15 protein-coding genes are annotated in these 20,233 nt (G+C 67.0%); 1 reads left to right on the top strand and 14 read right to left on the bottom strand.

Annotation, left to right across the window (positions count from 1 at the left end; genetic code table 11):
- Nucleotides 1–2 precede the first annotated feature (2 nt).
- The 10 genes from yvcK to ACFTR6_RS14585 all read right to left on the bottom strand — a co-directional run bounded on the left by yvcK (nucleotide 3) and on the right by ACFTR6_RS14585 (nucleotide 13,725).
- Nucleotides 3–1,016, bottom strand: a complete 1,014-nt coding sequence (gene yvcK, locus ACFTR6_RS14630) for a uridine diphosphate-N-acetylglucosamine-binding protein YvcK (protein WP_076803208.1) — start codon at nucleotides 1,014–1,016, stop codon at nucleotides 3–5.
- A complete protein-coding gene (gene rapZ, locus ACFTR6_RS14625; protein ID WP_076803889.1) occupies nucleotides 1,016–1,939 on the bottom strand; it encodes an RNase adapter RapZ in 924 nt (307 codons plus the stop codon). Before rapZ ends, yvcK begins: the two co-directional genes overlap by 1 nt.
- A gap of 112 nt (nucleotides 1,940–2,051) precedes the next feature.
- Complete coding sequence (gene uvrC / locus ACFTR6_RS14620) at nucleotides 2,052–4,091, bottom strand: excinuclease ABC subunit UvrC (protein ID WP_377958429.1); 2,040 nt, start codon at nucleotides 4,089–4,091, stop codon at nucleotides 2,052–2,054.
- Between the two features lie 56 nt (nucleotides 4,092–4,147).
- Nucleotides 4,148–4,816 carry a lysophospholipid acyltransferase family protein gene (locus ACFTR6_RS14615; RefSeq protein ID WP_377958428.1) on the bottom strand — a complete coding sequence of 223 codons (669 nt, stop codon included), beginning with the start codon at nucleotides 4,814–4,816 and terminating at the stop codon, nucleotides 4,148–4,150.
- The gene (locus tag ACFTR6_RS14610; RefSeq protein WP_377958427.1) at nucleotides 4,803–5,519 is read right to left on the bottom strand and encodes an HAD hydrolase-like protein; all 717 of its coding nucleotides are present in this window, start codon (nucleotides 5,517–5,519) and stop codon (nucleotides 4,803–4,805) included. Before ACFTR6_RS14610 ends, ACFTR6_RS14615 begins: the two co-directional genes overlap by 14 nt.
- Before the next feature lie 170 nt (nucleotides 5,520–5,689).
- A complete protein-coding gene (uvrA, locus tag ACFTR6_RS14605; RefSeq protein ID WP_377958426.1) occupies nucleotides 5,690–8,614 on the bottom strand; it encodes an excinuclease ABC subunit UvrA in 2,925 nt (974 codons plus the stop codon).
- A 60-nt stretch (nucleotides 8,615–8,674) separates the two neighbouring features.
- Nucleotides 8,675–9,055: a GntR family transcriptional regulator gene (locus ACFTR6_RS14600; protein ID WP_076803217.1), complete on the bottom strand. Its 381-nt coding sequence runs from the start codon at nucleotides 9,053–9,055 to the stop codon at nucleotides 8,675–8,677.
- Nucleotides 9,052–10,947 (bottom strand): ABC transporter ATP-binding protein, encoded by a 1,896-nt coding sequence (locus tag ACFTR6_RS14595; protein ID WP_377958425.1) that lies wholly within the window; start codon nucleotides 10,945–10,947, stop codon nucleotides 9,052–9,054. Before ACFTR6_RS14595 ends, ACFTR6_RS14600 begins: the two co-directional genes overlap by 4 nt.
- Before the next feature lie 13 nt (nucleotides 10,948–10,960).
- On the bottom strand, nucleotides 10,961–12,793 hold the full coding sequence (locus tag ACFTR6_RS14590) for an ABC transporter ATP-binding protein (RefSeq protein WP_377958424.1): 1,833 nt from the start codon (nucleotides 12,791–12,793) through the stop codon (nucleotides 10,961–10,963).
- Nucleotides 12,794–12,915: 122 nt separating this feature from the next.
- Nucleotides 12,916–13,725 carry a trans-aconitate 2-methyltransferase gene (locus tag ACFTR6_RS14585; RefSeq protein ID WP_377958423.1) on the bottom strand — a complete coding sequence of 270 codons (810 nt, stop codon included), beginning with the start codon at nucleotides 13,723–13,725 and terminating at the stop codon, nucleotides 12,916–12,918.
- 76 nt (nucleotides 13,726–13,801) lie between these two features.
- Between ACFTR6_RS14585 and ACFTR6_RS14580 the strand changes: the two genes are divergently transcribed.
- Entirely contained in the window at nucleotides 13,802–16,348 is a 2,547-nt protein-coding gene (locus ACFTR6_RS14580; protein ID WP_377958422.1) for a DEAD/DEAH box helicase, read from the top strand.
- Here ACFTR6_RS14580 and ACFTR6_RS14575 read toward each other — a convergent pair.
- The 4 genes from ACFTR6_RS14575 to ACFTR6_RS14560 form a co-directional block, all read right to left on the bottom strand.
- Nucleotides 16,335–16,919: a hypothetical protein gene (locus ACFTR6_RS14575; protein WP_140416543.1), complete on the bottom strand. Its 585-nt coding sequence runs from the start codon at nucleotides 16,917–16,919 to the stop codon at nucleotides 16,335–16,337. The two genes, ACFTR6_RS14580 and ACFTR6_RS14575, sit on opposite strands and share 14 nt — an antisense overlap.
- A gap of 44 nt (nucleotides 16,920–16,963) precedes the next feature.
- The gene (locus ACFTR6_RS14570; protein WP_377958421.1) at nucleotides 16,964–18,085 is read right to left on the bottom strand and encodes an acyl-protein synthetase; all 1,122 of its coding nucleotides are present in this window, start codon (nucleotides 18,083–18,085) and stop codon (nucleotides 16,964–16,966) included.
- A gap of 68 nt (nucleotides 18,086–18,153) precedes the next feature.
- Entirely contained in the window at nucleotides 18,154–19,221 is a 1,068-nt protein-coding gene (gene sbnB, locus ACFTR6_RS14565) for a 2,3-diaminopropionate biosynthesis protein SbnB (protein ID WP_087873415.1), read from the bottom strand.
- Nucleotides 19,218–20,225 (bottom strand): TauD/TfdA family dioxygenase, encoded by a 1,008-nt coding sequence (locus ACFTR6_RS14560; RefSeq protein ID WP_377958420.1) that lies wholly within the window; start codon nucleotides 20,223–20,225, stop codon nucleotides 19,218–19,220. The genes sbnB and ACFTR6_RS14560 overlap by 4 nt, the downstream gene beginning before the upstream one ends.
- Nucleotides 20,226–20,233: the final 8 nt, after the last annotated feature.

Here is a 20,233-nt window from a genome sequence, read left to right as displayed (position 1 = left end):
TCCTAACTGTTCCCGAAAATATCCTGGTAGGCCGTAGCCAGCCGCAAGGGATCGTGGACCGGACCCCGGCCCGAAGCCCCTACTCTACCCAAGACAACCTCGGCGCCGATCATCCCGGCGGCCCGCTCGAACTCGGCCAGGTCCGAAACCGAGGCCGGGTCCGCAAGCACCACGTCCGCATTGAATTCCGGGGCATACTCGCGCAGGACGTGAAGGTGGTCCGCGGCGGACATGCCGGAGGTTTCCTTGGTGTCCATGGCGAGGTTCATGGTGAGGCAGCGCTTGGCCGGCGTATCGCAGAGCGCCTGCCGCATTTCCGGCAGCAGCAGGTGCGGAAGCACGGAGGTGTACCAGGAACCCGGGCCGAGCACCACCCAGTCGGCGAGCTCGATCGCGGTCAGGGCCTCAACGCAGGCGGGGGCCTGGCCCGGCAGCAGACGGACGCTTTCCAGCGACCCCGCCACGGCACAGCGTGCCTGCCCCGTGATGGTGGTGACTGTGCTGGTGCCATCCGGGGCTGTTACGCGCACATCGCCTTCGATGGTGAGCGGAACGGTGGACATGGGCAGCACCTGGCCGCGGGCGCCGAGCAGGGCACCGGCCCACTTCAGGCCGGCCACCGCGTCCCCGAGAAGCTCCCAGAGCGTGACGATGAGCAGGTTGCCCATGGCGTGCTCGTCGAGGGAGGCGCCGCCGCGGGCGGACTGGAAGCGGTGCTGCATGACGTCGCGCCAGGTGCGTCCCCAGTCGGTGTCGTCGCACAGGGCGGACAGGGCCATCCGGAGATCACCGGGCGGAAGGACGCCGTACTCCTCGCGCAGGCGGCCGGAGGAACCGCCGTCGTCCGCCACGGTGACCACCGCCGTCAGTTCGGAGGTCAGCAGTCGCAGCGCCGAGAGGGAGGCCGACAGGCCGTGGCCGCCGCCGAGCGCGACGACGGTGGGTCCCTTGGCCTGTTGGGAACCGGTCAGGCCGGCCGGTGGAATCAGGGGCAGCGGGCCGGTAAGAACACCCATTACTCGCGGCCCAGGTCCCGGTGCGTCGTGGTCACGGTCACCCGCGGATATTGCGCGAGCCGCTTGGAGAGCTCCATGGCCACAGCCACCGAGCGGTGCTTTCCGCCCGTGCAGCCGACGGCGATCGTGGCGTAGTGCTTGTTCTCCCGCCGGTACCCCTCCAGGACGGGTTCCAGGGCATGGACGTAGCGTTCCACGAAGTTGGGAACGCCTTCGGCGCCCAGGACGTAGTCGCTGACGTCCTGGTCCAGGCCGGTGTGCGGCCGGAGCGCCGGCACCCAGTGCGGGTTCGGGATGAACCGGACATCGGCGACGTAGTTCGCGTCCACCGGGAGGCCGTACTTGAAGCCGAAGCTCATGATGTTCAGGCGTATCGCGATGGGGCCGGTCTCGGTGAACAGCTCGGTGATCGCCGTGGCGAGCCCATGCACGTTCAGGGCCGAGGTGTCCAGGACCAGGTCCGAGGAGTCGCGGAGCTCCTTGAGGACCTCACGCTCCGCGGCGATGCCGTCAAGGATCCGGCCACCGGCCTGCAGCGGGTGCGGGCGCCGGCCCTGCTCGAAGCGGCGCACCAGGACGTCGTCGCTGGCATCGAGGAACAGGACCCGGAAGGTGACGCCGCTGGCTTCGAGGGCGCGCAGTGCCGCCCGGATGTCGGCGAACAGGGCCTTGCTGCGCACGTCCATGACCACGGCGAGTTTGGGTATGGACTGCGGGGCGTGGGAGACGAGTTCGGCGAGGGTTCCCAGCATCTGCGGCGGCAGGTTCTCGACGACGTACCAGCCGTGGTCCTCCAGCGCATCGGAGGCGGTGCTGCGGCCGGCGCCGGACATTCCGGTCACGATGAGCAGTTCCGCTTCGGCGGGCTTGACCGGTGTCAGGCCGTCCTCTTCCGTGCTGGACTCCGCCGTCGACTCTGCCATTGATTCCAGCCTCATTCCTGCTGTTGCCTCCCGCGTGCAGTTCCTGCGCGGTTGCTGTTTGCGGCACACGCCGATTTCCCGTACTTACCCTAACCAAGTTTCCGGGTGCGGGCTAAGTTTCCAGCACTTCACCGGTGGTCATGTTGATCGCCGGAACGGCGTCTTCAGGTGCACCGCCGGCTCCTGCGGGACTGAAGTGCGTGACGATGGCCGCGGCCAGCGCCGGCCCGACGCCCTTGGCAGCCGTCAGTTCCTCTGCCGTTGCGGCCTTGATCTTCTTGACGGAACCAAAATGCGCGAGCAGGGCCTTCCGCTTGGAATCGCCCAGCCCGGGTACGCCGTCGAGGGCGGAGACGGTCATCGCCTTGCCGCGCTTTTGCCGGTGGAACGAGATGGCGAACCGGTGGGCCTCGTCGCGGATGCGCTGGAGCATGTAGAGGCCCTGCGAAGAGCGCGCCAGGATGACGGGGAAGTCGCTGTCCGGCAGCCAGACCTCCTCAAGGCGCTTGGCGAGGCCCACGACGTAGACGTCGTCGATGCCCAGAGCTTCGAGGGCCCGGGCGGCCGCGTTGACCTGGGGCTTGCCGCCGTCGACCACCACGAGGTTGGGCGGGTAGGCGAACTTGGCTTTGGGTGCGGGTGTGGTGGTGTCAGCCAGCGCAGCGTCCGCGGCGCTCCCGGAAGCCAAGGCCGAGCCGTTGGCCCCGGCCGCCGGGGTGGCTACCAGTTCCGCCGTCTCAACCTGGGCGGTCTTGTCCACGAGGTAGTGCCGGAAGCGCCGGGTCAGCACGTCATGCATCGCAGCCGTGTCATCCGTGGCAGCGGCCCCGGTGATGGAAAACTTCCGGTAGTCGGACTTCTTGGGCAGCCCGTCCTCCACCACCACCATGGACGCCACCACGTTGGTGCCCTGGACGTGGGAGACGTCGAAGCACTCGATGCGCAGCAGCGGGACGGGCAGTTCCAGCGCTTCCTGCAGTTCCTGCAGCGCCTGCGACCGGACCGTCAGGTCACCTGCCCGGCGGGTCTTGTGGAGCCGGAGCGCGTGCTCGGCGTTATCCCGGACCGTGGACATGAGCGCGGCCTTGTCACCGCGCTGTGGAACGCGGATGTCCACCTTGGCGCCGCGGATTCCGCCGAGCCACGCCGCAAGATCCTGTGCGTTGCTCGGCTCAACGGGCACCAGGACTTCGCGGGGAAGCCGGCCCTGGATCTCGGCGTCCTCGCCGTAGACCTGCTGGAGGAGGTGTTCGACGAGGTCGGGGGTGGTGAAGTCCTCCACCTTCTCGACAACCCAGCCGCGCTGGCCGCGGACCCGGCCGCCCCGGACATGGAACACCTGGACGGCCGCTTCGAGTTCGTCCTCGTGCAGCGCGAAAACGTCGGCGTCGGTGTCTTCGGCGAGCACCACGGCGTTCCGTTCGAAGACCTTCTTGAGGGCGGTGATGTCATCCCGCAGGCGGGCGGCGCGTTCGTAGTCAAGGATGGCGACGGCGGCCCCCATCTCCTTTTCGAGCCGCGCGATGAACCGCTTGGCCTCGCCTCCCATGAAGGCGCAGAAGTCCTCGGCCAGGGCGCGGTGTTCCTCGGGCGTGACACGGCCAACGCAGGGGGCCGAGCATTTGTCGATGTAGCCCAGCAGGCAGGGCCGGCCGCTGGCCTGCGCCCGCTTCAGGACTCCCGCGCTGCAGCTGCGCACGGGAAAGACCCGGAGCAGAGTGTCCATGGTTTCCCGGATGGCACCGGCCGTGTACGGGCCGAAGTAACGGGTGCCCTTGCGCCGCTCGCCGCGCATGACTTGCACGCGCGGCAGCTTCTCGCCCATGGTGACGGCAAGGTAGGGGTAGGTCTTGTCGTCCCGGAACACCACGTTGAACCGCGGCTTGAATTCCTTGATCCACGTGTATTCCAGCTGCAGGGATTCCAGCTCGCTGCCCACCACGGTCCACTCGACGCTGCTGGCCGCGTACACCATGGCATGGGTCTTGGGAAGCAGCCCGGCCGGGTTCGCGAAGTACGAGTTCAGCCGCGACCGGAGGTTCTTGGCCTTGCCGACGTAGATGACCCGCCCGTGGGGATCCCTGAACCTGTAAACACCCGGATTGGTCGGAATCTCACCCGTCTGGGGCCTATAACTCGATGGATCTGCCACGTTTCCAGTCTACTGAGCCGGGGAGGTGCCGATTGCCGCCGGCAGGTCGCCAGCGCCTACTCGATGACCTTGCTCTGGTTGTAGCTGGTGGAGCGCTGCTGGCCGCTGAGCTCGGCGATGGCGTCCATGATCTTGTCGGTCACCTGGCGCCGCGCGGGGAGGGAGTGGTCGGGGCCGGTCCTGTCGAAGTAGAGCGGCTCCCCCACCTTCATGGTGAAGTGCTGGGGCGAGACGGCGTTGCGGCCGGCGGGCTGCAGCTTTTCGGTGCCGATCAGTCCCACCGGAATGACCGGCGCCCCCGTGGTGAGGGCCAGCCAGCCGACACCGGTCCGGCCGCGGTACAGGATCCCGTCGCGGGACCGGGTGCCCTCGGGATAGATGCCGATGCCCCTGCCGTCCTCGAGGATGTCCAGGAGCGTCTTGAGGGCCTGCACGCTCGCGGCCTGCTCGCCGCGTTCGACGGGAATGGAACCGACGGCGGTGAAGAAGGACTTCATCACGCGCCCTTTGAGGCCCTTGGTGGTGAAGTATTCAGCCTTGGCAAAGAACGCCACGGGCCGGGGCATGAGCGCCTGGACGATCACGCTGTCCAGGAAGGACAGGTGGTTCGGCGCCACAATGAACGGCCCGTTCTTGGGCACATTCTCGAGCCCGATGACGGTGGGCCGGCAGGTGCCGGAGATGAGGGTGCGCGTGGTCCAGCGGACTCCGTCAAACAGCTCCATCGTTGCGCACCTCGCTCATGGCTGCGGTACGGACGTTCTCCAGTTCCTCGACCTTGGCGCGCAGGCTGTCGGTGCTGTGCACGACCGCCACGGCTCCCGCTTCCTCCAGTTCGCCGTCGGGCGCAAAACCCCAGCTCACGCCGATGCAGTCGAGACCGTTGGCCAGTGCTCCTGCCACGTCCTGGGCACGGTCGCCCACCATCACGGCGTGCTGCGTGTGGAGGGACGCCATGGCAGCGGCGATGATGCCGGTTTTGCCGACCGGGCCAGCTGCCGCTGCGGTCTCGTCCGCGGCCGAGCCCCTGATAGCGAGGAACTGGCGTGCGATCCTGTGGTGCTCAAGCACGATGTTCGCGAGGCCTTCAGGCTTTTGCGTCGCCACTGCCACGGGGCGTCCCGCTTCCACGTACTCGTCCAGCAGCTCGACAATGCCCGGGTACAGGCGGCTCTGGGCGATGCCGACGTCAAGGTAGTGCATCCGGTAGGTCCGGATGACCGCCTTAAGCATGGCCGGCGGAACAGCAGCCACGTTCAGCAGGGAGTCGCTCAGCTTGGGGCCCACCATGGCATCCAGCAGGTCCTGGCTCGGAACGGGAAGTCCATGTTCTCGGAGGGCCGCGGCAATTCCGCCTGTAATCCCGCCGGCCGGATCGACAAGAGTGCCGTCCAGGTCGAAGATCACGGGCACTGTTGTTGAAGTCACCGGCTTAGTTTCTCATGGCGGCACGCCTGCTCAAACTCGTATGCCATCCAAGGCATACTTCCGCCGCTGCTGAAGAGTTTCGGAGAACGACGGGGGGACCCGGGAAACAGCGATGGCCCGCCGGTCGATCTGGCGGGCCATCGCTGTGGCTGGAGCGCGCGACGCGCGCCTTATCCGAGGATCTCGGCCAGGAACTTGGCGGTGTGGCTTTCGGACGACTTGGAAACCTGCTCGGGCGTACCAGAGGCCACGATGCGGCCGCCGCCGGAGCCGCCGTCGGGGCCCAGGTCCACGATCCAGTCGGCGCTCTTGATGACGTCGAGGTTGTGCTCGATGGTGATGACCGTGTTGCCCTTGTCCACGAGCCCCTGCAGCACCATGAGCAGCTTCCGGATGTCCTCGAAGTGGAGCCCGGTGGTGGGCTCGTCCAGGACGTAGACGCTGCGCCCGTTGGACCGTTTCTGGAGTTCGGCTGCCAGCTTGACGCGCTGCGCCTCACCGCCGGACAGCGTGGTGGCGGGCTGGCCCAGCCGGACGTATCCGAGGCCGACGTCCACGAGCGTCTTGAGGTGGCGCGCGATCGGGGAGAAAGCCGCGAAGAACTCGGCACCCTCCTCGATGGGCATGTTCAGCACGTCCGCGATGGTCTTGCCCTTGTAGTGCACCTCGAGGGTTTCGCGGTTGTACCGGGCGCCATGGCAGACCTCACACGGAACATAGACGTCCGGCAGGAAGTTCATCTCGATCTTCAGGGTGCCGTCACCGGAGCAGGCTTCGCAGCGGCCGCCCTTGACGTTGAAGGAGAACCGTCCGGGAAGGTAGCCGCGGACCTTGGCCTCGGTGGTCTCGGCGAAGAGCTTCCGGATGTGGTCGAACACGCCCGTGTACGTGGCCGGGTTGGACCGCGGGGTGCGGCCGATCGGGCTCTGGTCCACGTGGACCACCTTGTCGAGGTGCTCGAGGCCCTGAACGGTGCGGTGGCGGCCGGCCACCTGCTTGGCGCCGTTGAGCTTGTTGGCGAGCACCTTGTACAGGATCTCGTTGACCAGGGTGGATTTGCCGGAGCCGCTGACGCCGGTCACGGCGGTGAACAGGCCCAGGGGGAAGGCGGCATCGACGTTGACGAGGTTGTTTTCGCGCGCGCCGACCACCTTCAGCTCGCGCTTCTTGTCGTACTTGCGCCGCTTCTTGGGGACGTCGATGCTCTTCCGGCCGGAGAGGTAGTCGCCGGTGAGGGACTTCGTGTTCTCCAGGAGTTCCTTGTAGGACCCGGAATGGACCACCTGCCCGCCGTGCTCGCCGGCGCCCGGGCCGATGTCCACGATCCAGTCCGCTTCGTGGATGGTGTCCTCGTCGTGCTCGACCACGATGAGCGTGTTGCCCAGGTCCCGCAGCCGGGTCAGGGTTTCGATCAGGCGCCGGTTGTCCCGCTGGTGGAGTCCGATGGAGGGCTCGTCCAGGACGTAGAGGACGCCCACGAGGCCCGAGCCGATCTGGGTGGCCAAGCGGATGCGCTGGGCTTCACCGCCGGAGAGCGTGCCGGAGGGGCGTTCCAGGTTCAGGTACTCCAGGCCCACGTCCAGCAGGAAGGTCAGGCGGGCCTGGATCTCCTTGAGGACCTGGTGCGCAATCTGCGCCTCTCGGCCGGTCAGCACGAGGTTGTCCAGGAATGCTGCGCATTCACGCATGGGCAGTCGTGCGACGTCGGCAATGGACTTGCCATTGATGAGAACCGAGAGCGACGCCGGGTTCAGCCGCGCACCGTCGCAGGCGGGGCAGGGGATCTGCCGCATGTATTCCTCGTACCGGTCCCGGGCGTAGTCGGACTCGGTTTCGGTGTGCTTGCGGTGCACATACTGCACCACGCCCTCGAAGCCGGTGCTGTACTTGCGCTCCCGGCCGAAGCGGTTGCGGTACTGCACTACAACCTTGTGGTCCTTGCCGTGCAGGACGGTCTGCCGGACGTCCTTGGGCAGGTCCTGCCACGGCGTGCTCATGGAGAACCCGAGCTCCAGGGCGAGTCCGCCGAGCAGCCGGTTCCAGTATTCGGTGGTCGCGGTGCCGAGGGACCACGGGGCGATCGCTCCGTCCTCCAGCGCGAGCTCCGGGTTGGGAATGATGAGTTCCTCATCCACTTCCAGCCGGGTGCCGATGCCGCTGCAGACCGAGCAGGCGCCGAAGGGGTTGTTGAATGAGAACGACCGGGGCTCGATCTCGTCGATGGCCAGCGGGTGCTCGTTGGGGCAGGCCAGGTTCTCCGAGAAGGCACGCGTGCGGTGGGGATCGTCGGCGTCGAGATCCACGAAGTCAGCCAGGACGCGTCCCTCGGCGAGGCCCAGCGCCGTCTCGATGGAATCCGTCAGCCGCTGGCGGATGCCTTCCTTGACCACGAGCCGGTCCACCACCACCTCGATGGTGTGCTTGAACTGCTTGCCAAGCTTGGGCGGATCGCTCAGCTGGATGAGGTCGCCGTCCACCCGGGCGCGCGAATAGCCCTTGGCGGTCAGTTCCTTGAAGAGGTCCACGAATTCACCCTTGCGCCCGCGCACAACCGGGGCGAGGATCTGGAAACGGGTGCCGTCCTCCAGCTCGAGCAGCTGGTCCACGATCTGCTGCGGGGTCTGCTTGATCACGGGCTCGCCGCACACCGGGCAGTGCGGCCGGCCTACACGTGCCCACAGGAGACGCATGTAGTCGTAAATTTCAGTGATGGTGCCCACGGTGGAGCGCGGGTTCTTGCTGGTGGACTTCTGGTCGATCGAGACCGCCGGAGACAGGCCCTCGATGAAGTCGACGTCGGGCTTGTCCACCTGGCCCAGGAACTGCCGGGCGTAGGCCGAGAGCGATTCGACGTAGCGGCGCTGGCCCTCGGCGAAGATGGTATCGAAGGCCAGGGAGGACTTGCCGGAGCCGGACAGGCCCGTAAAGACGATCATGGCATCGCGCGGCAGGTCGAGGTCGACGTTGCGCAGGTTGTGCTCGCGTGCGCCCTTGACCACCAGCCGGGAAAGGTCCGGGCGCGCCGGTTTGGCGGGGCTTAAGGGGACGACGGCGGAGGGGGCGACAGCGGTTTCTTCAGCTACGGCTTTAGGCACCCACTAATGCTAGTCGAAAACTTCTTCGAATATCCACGCGGGTGTGCTACGCCACGTCCGCTAGTCGGCGTCGTAGGCGGCCGCCAGCAGATGTACTGCCTGCGCGAATGTGGCTCCCTGTGATTTTGCCGCTGCCGCATATTCTGCTGCGGCCTCGGACAACGCCCCCCACCGTTCGTCGCGGGCGCAGACAACCGTTCCGTTGCGGCCCTTCGTGGCGACGACTCCCGCGGCTTCGAGTTCCTTGTACGCCCGGGCCACGGTGTGGGGTGCGACGCCGAGGGTCCCGGCCAGGGTCCGCACTGCCGGCAGCCTGGTGCCCGGGGCGAGCTTGCCCTGGTCCGCCTGTTCGATCACGTAGAGCCGCAGCTGCTCAAAGAGGGCCACGGAGCTGCCGGTGTTCGGCTTCCACTGCCCGGGGAAGGCATCTCCGCCGGTCACAGGCCCAGCTCCCGGTAGCGCTGCTGGCCTGCGGCGTGCCGGCCGCGGGGCCGGCGGATTGCCCCAAGTTCGCGGTCCACACCGCGGAACTGGGCCTCGTACAGGTGCCTGTAGTGGCCGTCCACGGACAGCAGGCTGCTGTGCGTCCCCTGTTCAACAATGCGTCCGTGATCCATGACGAGAATTAGATCAGCGTCGCGCACGGTGGACAACCTGTGGGCAATGATGAAGCTCGTCCGGCCCTGCCTCAGCCGGTTCATGGCAAGTTTGATCTGCACCTCGGTGCGGGTGTCCACCGAGCTTGTTGCCTCGTCCAGGATGAGGACGCTGCGGTCGGCGAGCCGGGCCCGGGCGATGGTGATCAGCTGCCGCTGGCCCTGGCTCAGCGAATCGCCGTCGTCGCCCAGGACCGTTGCGTAGCCGGCGGGCAGCGACCGCACGAAGTGGTCCACATGGCTGGCCTCGGCCGCTGCCAGGATGCGGTCGTCGTCCGCGCCCGGCCAGCCATACTCGATGTTTTCGCGCACGGTGCCGCTGAACAGCCACACGTCCTGCATGACCACGGCGAAATTGGACCGCAGTGAGTCCACCGGCACGGTGGCGATGTCCGTGCCGTCGATGGTGATGCGCCCCGAATCCGGTTCGTAGAAGCGCATGAGGAGGTTAACCACCGTGGTCTTGCCGGCACCGGTGTGTCCCACGATGGCCACGGTCTGTCCCGGGAGGACGGAGAAGGACAGCCCGCTGACCGCCGGAGCCCCGGGGGTGTAGGCAAAGGTCACGTCCTCGAACTCAATCCGGCCGCGCAGGCTCCCTTGGGCGGACAGGTTCCCTTGGCCGGATGGGGGCACCTGGCCGGCCGGAACGCCGTCCTCGCGCGGGATCTCGGGCTCGTCAAGCAGGGCGAACACACGCTCGGCCGAGGCGGCGCAGGACTGCATCAGGGTGAGCATGCCGCCGATTTGCCCCATGGGCTGGGTGAACAGGCGGCTGAACTGGATGAAGGCCTGGATGCCGCCGATCGTCATGGCTCCCGCCGCCACCTGCAGGGCGCCGACGACGGCCACCGCCACGTAGTTGATATTGGCGACGAAGACCATGAGCGGCTGCACCGCTCCGGACACGAACTGGGCGCGTGCGCTGGTGCGCGCCAGCCGGTCGTTGCCGCGGCCGAATACGGCCGACGCCGCGTCCTGCTGCCCGAACGCCTTGATGACCTCGTGCCCGGTGATGAATTCCTCGACGTGGGCGTTCAGCTCCCCGGTGGATGCCCACTGGGCCGCGAAGTAGGTCTGCGACTGGCGGGCCATGTACACCGTTATCAGCGTGGAAACCGGAACCGAGATCAGGGCAATGGCGGCCAGCAGCGGCGAGATCCACAGCATCATGGCCAGCGAGCCGCACAGCATCAGAACGGACATGATCAGCTGCGTGAGCAATTGGGTGAGCGCCTGGGAGATGTTGTCGACATCGTTGGTGGCCCGGCTGAGGACATCGCCCCTGGCCTGCTCATGGAAGTGCGACGACGGCAGCCGGTGCAGTTTGTCCTCGACTGCGGCGCGGAGGCGGAAGACAAGCCGCTGCACCGCCTGTGCGGTCAGGGCTCCCTGGACCCAGTTGAAGACCGAGGTGCCGACATACATCAGCGCGACCACGCCAAGCAGGGCCGCCAGCTTCCCGGCGTCGAATGTGCCGCGTATGAAACCGTCCACGACGAGGTCGGTGGCGTCACCGAGAAGCTTGGGAGCCGTCACGTTGAGGGCGGCGAAACCGCAGGTGGCCGCGATCGCCACGGTCATCCTGCGCCTTGAGGGGCGCAGGAGTCCCAGGAGGCGTTTGGCCGCCGGCACAAAGCTGCCGGTGGTGCGCTTGGCTGCGTGCGTGCCCTTCATGGGCGCCCGCTTTTCACGGCTGTTCATCCAGGGCCAGCTGGAATTCTGCGGTTTCCCGGTAGGTGGGCGACACTGCGAGCAGTTCGGCGTGGGTCCCCTGTGCCACCAGCCGGCCTTCCTCCAGTACCAGGATCCGGTCCGCGTCCATGATGCTGGGGATGCGTTCGGCCACCATGAGCACCGTGGCTGCTTCCAGCCTGGGTGCCAGCGCCTGCCGGACCGCGGACTCGGTGGCATAGTCCAGGGCGGAAAAACTGTCGTCAAAAAGGTAGAGGTCCGCACTGCGGAGCACCGCGCGGGCGATGCATAGGCGCTGCCGCTGCCCGCCCGAAAGCCCGGCCCCACCCTGCGCGACGGCGGCCTGGAGACCGTCCGGGAACGCGCGGACGAAGTCCTCGGCCTGCGCCAGCTGCAGGGCCTGCCAGAGGTCGTCCTCGGTGGCGTCCGGCGCGGCCATCCGCAGGTTGCTCGCCACGGTGCCTGCGAACAGGTAGGAGTGCTGCGGCACCGCCGAAATCCGCTGGCGCAGCCGGCCGGGCTGAAGTGTCCGGACATCGGCGCCGCCGAACCGGACCTCACCGGTTGTGGCGTCGAGGAACCGCGGCAGGAGGTTCAGCAGCGTGGTCTTGCCGCTGCCTGTGGGACCGATGATGGCCGTGGTGGTGCCCGGCCAGGCTGAAAAGGAGATGTCGGCCAGGACGGGTGACTCCGCCCCGGGGTAGGCGAACCAGACGTGGCTGAACTGGACTCCCCCGCCGGCTGCCGGCTCCGGCGCTGGCTCCGCCCCGGCGGCCACTGCCGAGCCCGGCACGACGGCCGAGCCCGGCACGGCGGAGGAGGCCGGCGCCGCTGCCGAGGCGGGCGGCGCTGCCTCCGCCCCTTTGGCCACTGCCAGAGCCGGCGCCACGTCAAGGACGTCCTGGATCCGTTCGGCGCAGACGGCAGCGCGCGGCGCGGTGCTGAACACGTACATGGCCATCATGATGGCCAGCAGGATCTGCAGGATGTAGGCGATGAAGGCCGTCAGGGCGCCCACTTCCATCCTGCCGCTGCTGATCAGGTGCCCGCCGAACCAGACCACCGCCACGGACGAGAGGTTCACCACGATCATGATCATCGGAAGCATGCCCGCGACCAGGAGCGCCGACTGGAGGTTGTTCCGGGTCAGCCGCCGGTTCGCTTCCGCAAAGCGCGCAACCTCATGCTTTTGCCGGACGAAGCCGCGGATGACGTTCGCGCCGATGATCTGTTCGCGCAGGATCCGGGTGATGTTATCGATGAGTGCCTGGCCCTGGCGGTAGAGCGGGATGAGGCGGCGCACGATCAGGTACATGATGAGCACCAGCACCGGGACTATGACAATCACGACGGCGGACAGGGCCGCGTTCTGCTGGACGGCCAGGATGATGCCGCCGATGCCCATGACCGGCGCCGCGGCGAGCATGGTGAACACCAGGACGGCGAAGGTCTGGATTTGCTGGACATCGTTGGTGGTCCTGGTGACGAGGCTGGGCGTGCCGAACGTCCCGATCTCCTGCGAAGACATGGCCTGGACCTGGGAGAACAACTCCCGCCGCAGGCGGTGGCCGATCTTCATGGCGACGCCGGCCCCGAGGTACCCGGCGCCCAGGGCTGCGGCGGCCTGCATGGCGGTCAGCACCAGCATCCAGCCGCCGAGCGCCAGGATCACCCCGGGCTGGCCGGCGAGGATCCCGTCGTCGATGATGCTGGCATTCAGGGTCGGCAGCAGCAGGTTTCCCGCTGTCTGCACCACCTGCAGCACGATAATCGCCCAAACAGCGGCCCGGTGCTCACCGAGGAGGCGGAGCATTAAGCCAATCAGCACCGCACCTCCTCCATCGCCAGGGCGTACGGGAGCCCAGGCCGGTCCCCAATAACCGCTTGGCCATTGTAAGCCAGATCACATGGGACCGCGCGGGTATGGCCCGCGCGGCGGGAGCAGCTGCCCTAAAGCTTCCGGGCTACCGCGAAGATCCTGCGGAACGGATATACCGTGCCGTGCGCTGTGGCCGGATAGGCGGCTGCCAGCCGGGCGCCGTATTCGGCCTCGAACCCGGCCGCTTCATCCGGGGACAGCGCTGCCAGCACGGGCCGCAGGCCTGCGCCCCGCACCCAGTCCAGCACCGGGTTTTCACCGGTGAGCACCTGCTGGTAGGTGGTCTCCCACGCATCCGCTGCACATCCGGCGTCGAGCATGATTTCCAGGTAGCGGGCGGGCGGCGCCACCGCTTCGTCGTGGCGGAGCACGCCGGCGAGCTTGCCGGCCCACTTTGGCGACTCGGCAACCTCCCGCATCAGGGTGTGGGACGCCGCAGTAAAGTTGCCCGGCACCTGGAGGGCGAACCACGCGCCCGGTTTCAGCGCCTTCAGCCAGCCGGCCAGCAGCTCCGGGTGCCCGGGAACCCACTGCAGGGCAGCGTTGCTCACCACCACGTCCGTGTCTTCGGAAGGCAACCAGGAAGCGATGTCCCCGAGGGTGAACTCCAGTCCAGGCGCGGACTGCCGGTGCTGTTCGGCCGTGGCCAGCATCTCCGCGGAGGAGTCGACTCCCACCACCCGCGCGGACGGCCACCGTGCCGCGAGTGTGGCCGTCAGGCTGCCGGGGCCGCAGCCCAGGTCCACCACTTCCCGCGGGGCATCGGCGAGGACCCGGCCCGTCAGGTCAAAGAAGGGGCGCTGCCGGTAGTCCCCGAACTGAACGTATTGGGCGGGATCCCACACATGGCCTCCTCGGTCGAACGGTCCGGACAGGTGCATTGTCCTGGCAGTGCGAGCCTAGCGCCGGGTCGGCACGAAACCGTTCAGGGACGCGCTGGCACTAAGCTGGAAAGCAATGAAACTCGTTGAACAGCTCCCCGCCCCGTCCGCACGGATCACCACCGGGACCGGCGCGGACCCGGACACGCTGTACGAGCGTTTCGTGGAGTGGACCGAAAGCCGCGGCCTGCAGCTCTACCCGGCCCAGGACGAGGCCATCATGGAGCTGGCCTCCGGCGCCAACGTGATCCTCGCAACGCCCACCGGCTCGGGCAAGTCCCTGGTTGCCATAGCGGCCCATTTCCAGGCGATGGCCCGCGGCGAACGCAGTTACTACACCGCCCCCATCAAGGCCCTGGTGTCCGAAAAGTTCTTTGCCCTCTGCGAGATCTTCGGGGCGGAGAACGTCGGCATGATCACCGGCGACTCCGGGGTTAACCAGGACGCCCCGATCATCTGCTGCACGGCCGAAATCCTGGCCAACACCGCCCTGCGTGAAGGTGCGGCGGCCGAACTGGGCGCTGTCATCATGGACGAGTTCCATTTCTACTCCGATCCGCAGCGCGGCTGGGCCTGGCAGGTTCCGCTGCTGGAGCTTCCGCAGGCACAGTTCCTCCTGATGTCCGCCACGCTGGGCGACGTCAGCCGCTTCGAGGCCGGCATGACCGAACTGACGGGCCGGACCACCACTACTGTCAGCTCAGCCGAACGCCCGATCCCGCTGCACTACTACTACCGCGAGACGCCCGTCCACGAGACGCTCGAGGAGCTGCTGGGCACCAGGGAAGTCCCGGTCTACGTGGTGCACTTCAGCCAGGCGGAAGCCATTGAACGCGCACAGACGCTGATGAGTATCAACATGTGCACGCGCGAGGAGAAGGACAGGATCGCAGAGCTCATCGCGAACTTCCGTTTCGCCGCGGGCTTTGGCAAGACGTTGAACCGCCTGGTCCGGCACGGCATCGGCGTCCACCACGCGGGCATGCTGCCCAAGTACCGCCGGCTCGTGGAACAGCTGGCCCAGGCCGGCCTGCTCAAGGTCATCTGCGGCACGGACACGCTGGGCGTGGGCATCAACGTGCCCATCCGCACCGTCGTGCTCACCGCACTGAGCAAGTACGACGGCGTACGCACCCGCCTGCTTAACTCCCGTGAGTTTCACCAGATAGCCGGAAGGGCCGGCCGGGCCGGCTACGACACCGCCGGCACCGTGGTGGTCCAGGCTCCCGAACACGTCGTGGAGAACGTGAAGGCGATGGCCAAGGCCACCGCCAAGTTCGGCGATGACCAGCGGAAGCTGCGCCAGGTGGTGAAGAAGAAGCCGCCCGAGGGGTTCGTGTCCTGGGGTGAGCCGACGTACAACAGGCTGGTGGAGTCGGTTCCGGAGCCGCTGAGCTCCAGCTTCACCGTGACCCATGCGATGCTGATGAACCTGATGGAGCGGCCGGGCGACCCGTTCGCCGCGGCGCGCCGCCTCCTCACCGAAAACCACGAAGGCCGGCCCTCGCAGCTGCGCCTCATGAAGAAGGCGCTGGGCATCTACCGGGAGTTGCTGGCGGCCGAGGTTGTGGAGCGCATCCCGGTTGCGGAGCAGGGGACGGACGGCCGTACGGTGCGCCTGACCGTCCACCTGCAGCCGAACTTCGCGCTGAACCAGCCGCTGTCCCCGTTCGCTTTGGCCGCCCTGGACCTGCTGGACCCCGAGTCGCCGTCCTACGCACTCGATGTGGTCTCAGTGATCGAGGCCACGCTGGAGAAGCCGCGGCAGATCCTTTCCGCGCAGCAGAAGAAGGCACGCGGCGAAGCTGTGGCTGCCATGAAGGCAGACGGCATCGAGTATGACCAGCGGATGGCCATGCTCGACGAGGTCACCTATCCCCAGCCGCTCGCGGAAATCCTCGGCGAGGCCTTCGAGGTGTACCGGAAGGCGGCGCCGTGGGTGGGCGACTTCGAACTGGCACCCAAGTCGGTCATCCGGGACATGTACGAGCGCGCCATGAACTTCGGTGAGTTCGTGCAGTTCTATGGCCTGGCCCGTTCCGAGGGCATCGTGCTGCGGTACCTTGCGGACGGTTTTAAGGCGCTCCGGCAGACCGTGCCGCAGGACGCGCTGCGGGAGGACCTCGAGGACCTGGTCGCCTGGCTGGGTGAGCTGGTCCGGCAGGTGGATTCCAGCCTCCTGGACGAATGGGAGGAGCTGACCTCGGGTGCGGCACCCACGCCGCACGACGCACCGCCTCCCCCGCCGCCGTCGCTCACGTCCAACATCCGGGCCTTCCGGGTCATGGTGCGGAACGAAATGTTCCGGCGCGTGGAGCTTTTCGCCGACGAGGACGCCACTGCCCTCGGAGAGCTCGACGGCGACGCCGGCTGGGATGCCGACCGCTGGGAAGACGCGCTGGACGATTACTTCGACGAGCATGACGACATCGGCACCGGCCCAGACGCACGGGGGCCGGGGTTGCTCATCATCACCGAGGAGCCCGGCGTCTGGAAGGTCCGGCAGATCTTCGATGACCCCGCGGGCAACCACGACTGGGGCATCTCCGCGGAGGTGGATCTTGCGGCCTCGGACGAGACCGGCACTGCGGTGGTCCGGGTGACCGGAGCTAACCGGCTCTGAGACGGGCAGTGTATTGCCAACCAGCCAGAGCCGTAGATGACTTACGCGGGGCGTACCTCAGCAGCTTCAGGACCATGCTGGCCTGCTCCGAGGAGAAGCGCTCCCCTGTGTCAGGATCGAGCCACGGTGCTGTGTCCTCGTGGTGCCCGGCAAGCTCCAGGACCGGCAAGGGCAGCGCGGGCGTCCCACCGTTCCCCGCGGACAACAGATCCGGCCTCGTGGCGGGATCGAAGTAGACCCGGCGCTTGCGGTCCCGCGTCAATTCGTCGGGACTGTGGCAGGTGTAACCGGCCCAGTGGACAGGGCCCGGCCAGGCATCAGGGCTTGGCCGGGCATTCTGGCTTGTGTCCGTGTACGGAATTGGCTGGGTCAGCGGCGCTTGGGCTACCGGTTTCTGATCCTCCAACGTCGGGGCGGATTTGACGTATTCCACCCACTGCCCGTTGACCTCAACGTAGAGCAGGTTCTGCTCGCCACCCAGAAAATAGACTGTAACGCCGGCCCGCACATTCGCGGCCGGGTCGGTCTGCACTGCGGGCGGCATGCTGCCGCCCGTCGTCACTTCATGCATCTGACTGACCATCGTCGGTACCGGTTCCTGCTGAGGCGCCGAAATCAGGCCTTCACGAGAGCCGGCGCCTCAGCGACGGCGGTGCCCGCACCGAGGTAGCGCCCGATGCTGACAGGGCAGTGGCCAAGCCCGCCGTCCGGCCCCCGTCGGCGGAAGTTGATGACCTGGCCTGTTCTGCCGCACCCGCAGGTGCCGGTCGCGACGTCGCCCATGTCGTCGGTGAGGAGGAAACCGGGGTAGCTGGTGCTGAGGGCGTCCAGGACGGCGATGGTGCCGGTCTGCCCCGGGGCGAGCTCCTTGCCGTCCTGGCCAGGGTCCCGGATGGAGATGTAGCACCACGGCGGGACGTGCTTGCGATGCAGGTGGCATTCGACAGCGAGCATGTTCGACTCGATCAGCCCGTACATGTCGCGCACGTTCTCCGCGCGCACGCCGAGCAAGTCGTGGCACCGCTCCCGAAAGCGTTCGTCAGGGATGGCCTCGTCGGTGTGCCGCTTCCAGCCGCCGAGAGTGATGATCATGCTGTACGGGTCCAGGCGCAGATTGATCTCCTCCCGCTCGAGGAACCGGAGCAGTTGGCCGATGAGGAACGGCGGACCGATGATGTGGCGCGTCATATGGCTTTTCCACCGGCGCAGTTCCCCCAGGGCCTGCCCGGCGTCGAACGCCTCGTCGGCAACGAGATATGTGTGGTGGTCGAAGACGCTGTTCAGGATGTTCAGGTCCTTGAGCAGTCCCATCTCCGAAGCTTCCGGGTCCGACGGATTCAAGAAAAGTCCCGCGCCCCCGGACAGGCTGAAGAACTCCCGGTAGGTGCCGATCAGGCCGACCAGCGCCAGGGTCAATGTCTCGCTGTTGCGGGGGGCGACGGACGGGACACCGCGGGTTCCGCTGGAGCGGGTTTCGGTCTCGACGTCGGCCAGGGAGCAGGTGAGCAGCACCCGGGCGTCGGGACGCTTGAACAAGCCAACCGGCAACAGTGGCAGCGCTTGCAAGTCGTTGATGTCATTGATCGCGGTGGGATCGACTCCCAACGCGTCACACTGGGCGCGATAGAAGCCGTTTCCGGCCTGGTGGTAAATCGCGGCGTCGCGCAGGACGTCGGTGACTGACCGTGCCCAGTCATCAGGCGACTGGGTGTAGGCCTTGGACACATTCCCTAGCATTTGTGGTAACGAGAGCATTGTGTCACTCCTCGGTGGGTGCGTACCGATGGATGGGTTGCGTCGCAGGGTTAGCCATACCGGCGCAACTCGGAAAAGAAGTCCTCGACCGTCCGGAGCTGGCCGCTGCGGGCAAGTTCGTCGTAGACGTACTTGCCCACTGCCAGGTCGAGCACGCCAAGGCCGAACGGCGAAAACACGATGGGCCGGTCGTCCGGCGGCGAGACCTTGCCGTCCATGACGTCGGCCAGGGTGCCGTCCACGAAGTCCCTGTTGCCGACCATCTGCTCCGCGAGATGGGCCGATGTCCCGGCTTTCAGGCAGTGGTCGACGTCGTCGAGAATGTTGGTCGACGCAAGCAGGATCTCAGGGGCCAGATCGCGCAGGGACACGTGCAGCACCAGCGGGTTGTGCGCGAACCACGTCGTATCGTGCACGTGCGGCTGGCCCGCCACCGTGGCGAACACGACCAGGTCGCTGCTCCTGATCAGCTGCTCGGGGCCGTTGTGCACGGTCACCCGGGCTCCGGTCCCGCTGCGCTCGAGGTAGCCCTTGAAACCCTCGGCACTCTCACCCGAGAGGTCGAACACCCCGATCTCGTCGAAGGACCAGTCGGTGGCCTTCAGGAAGGTGTGGATGTAGCGGGCAATGAGGCCAACGCCGAAGAATCCGATACGCCGGGGACGCCCGCGTCCCCGGCTGAGCCAGTCCGCAGCCGCGGCGGCCGATGCAGCCGTCCTGGAGGCACTGATGATGGAGCCCTCCATGCATGCGAAGGGGTAGCCCGTTTCCCGGTTGTTGAGGATCAACACCGCTGAGGCGCGCGGAATCCCCGACGACACGTTGTCCGGGAAGCTGGAGACCCACTTAATGCCGTCAACCTCCACCTGTCCGCCGATCGAGGCCGGCAGGGCGATGATGCGCGAGGTGGGCCGGTCCGGGAAGCGCAGGAAATAGGACGGCGGGTTCACCGAGTCTCCGGCTGCATGCACCCGGTAGGTCTGCTCGACAAGTTCGACGATCTGCTTCTCCCGGCCCTGGAGCACCTGCTGCACTTGGGTCCCTGCAATTACCGCGAAGGGCGGAACCGTCTTTGGTTCTGCGGCCGCTGCGACTGGGGTAGTGGCAAGCTCTGTCATAGTGCACCATCCTCGTTGTGGTTATCGAGATCGAAAATGTTCTGCGGCTCGGCCATGCCGACAAGAATCTCCCGGGGCCCCTCATAGGCCTCGCGGCTGTGGGCCATGCCGATGTTGTCGACCAGCATGAGGTCCCCCGTCTCCCAGGGGGTGCGGAGGGTGTGGGCCTCGTAGACCTCGTTCAGGAGGGCAATGATTTCCTCGCCGATCGGCTCGCCATTGCCGAAGCGGGTGTTGAATGGCAGCCCATCTGGACCGTAGACGTCCACCAGGTACTCCCGCACCTCGGGTGCGATCGTCCATTCGCTCAGGAACGCAACCTGGTTGAACCAACAGCGTTGGCCGGTCGCCGGGTGCCGGACCACGGCGGGGCGCCGTTGCCGGGTGCGCAGCTCTCCGTCGGGCTGCCACTCGAACTCGATCCCGTGCGCCCGGCAGTAGCTCTCGACGTCCGCGCGGTCCGAGACCCCGAACGCCTCCTCATAGGAGGCACCGATGTCCTCGTTGTAGCTGCGGGCGAGCAGCCACCCCTCGCTTTCAAACCGGCGGAGGATGTCCGGCGGTATGGCATCGAGCACGGTGCGGGCGTCCGCCACACCGGTCACCCCGCCGGCGCTCGGTGCCTGAAGACAGGCGAAGAGCATCAGGCCGGGGAACTCAAGCGCGTAGCTGAGCTCGTGGTGCATGCACATAGGCTGGTTCGCGGGCCACGTCAGGGATGAGTACACGCCGTCCAGGTAGGGCTGCCTGGCGGCGAAAGCCTCCCGGTCCGGCATGAGGCCGCCTGAAATCAGCCGTTGGAAGGTATCGGCCACTTCGGCTGGATCACGGAGGCCCAGGCCGCGGACCAGGACGGCGCCGTGCTCATCAACCGCCGCACGCAGCGCCTCACGGTTCTCTTCAGCCCACTGCACAGGGTCGTGGCCGTGCTCGACGATGAGCAGCGGCGCCCGGCCGGCTTGGCGTTCCACGTCGAACTGGATCCTGGGTGTAGGAGACGACATCAGAGGTC

The organism is Arthrobacter sp. NPDC057009 (genome assembly GCF_042673905.1).
Classification (GTDB): domain Bacteria; phylum Actinomycetota; class Actinomycetes; order Actinomycetales; family Micrococcaceae; genus Arthrobacter.
This window is presented reverse-complemented; position numbering and strand designations above follow the sequence as displayed.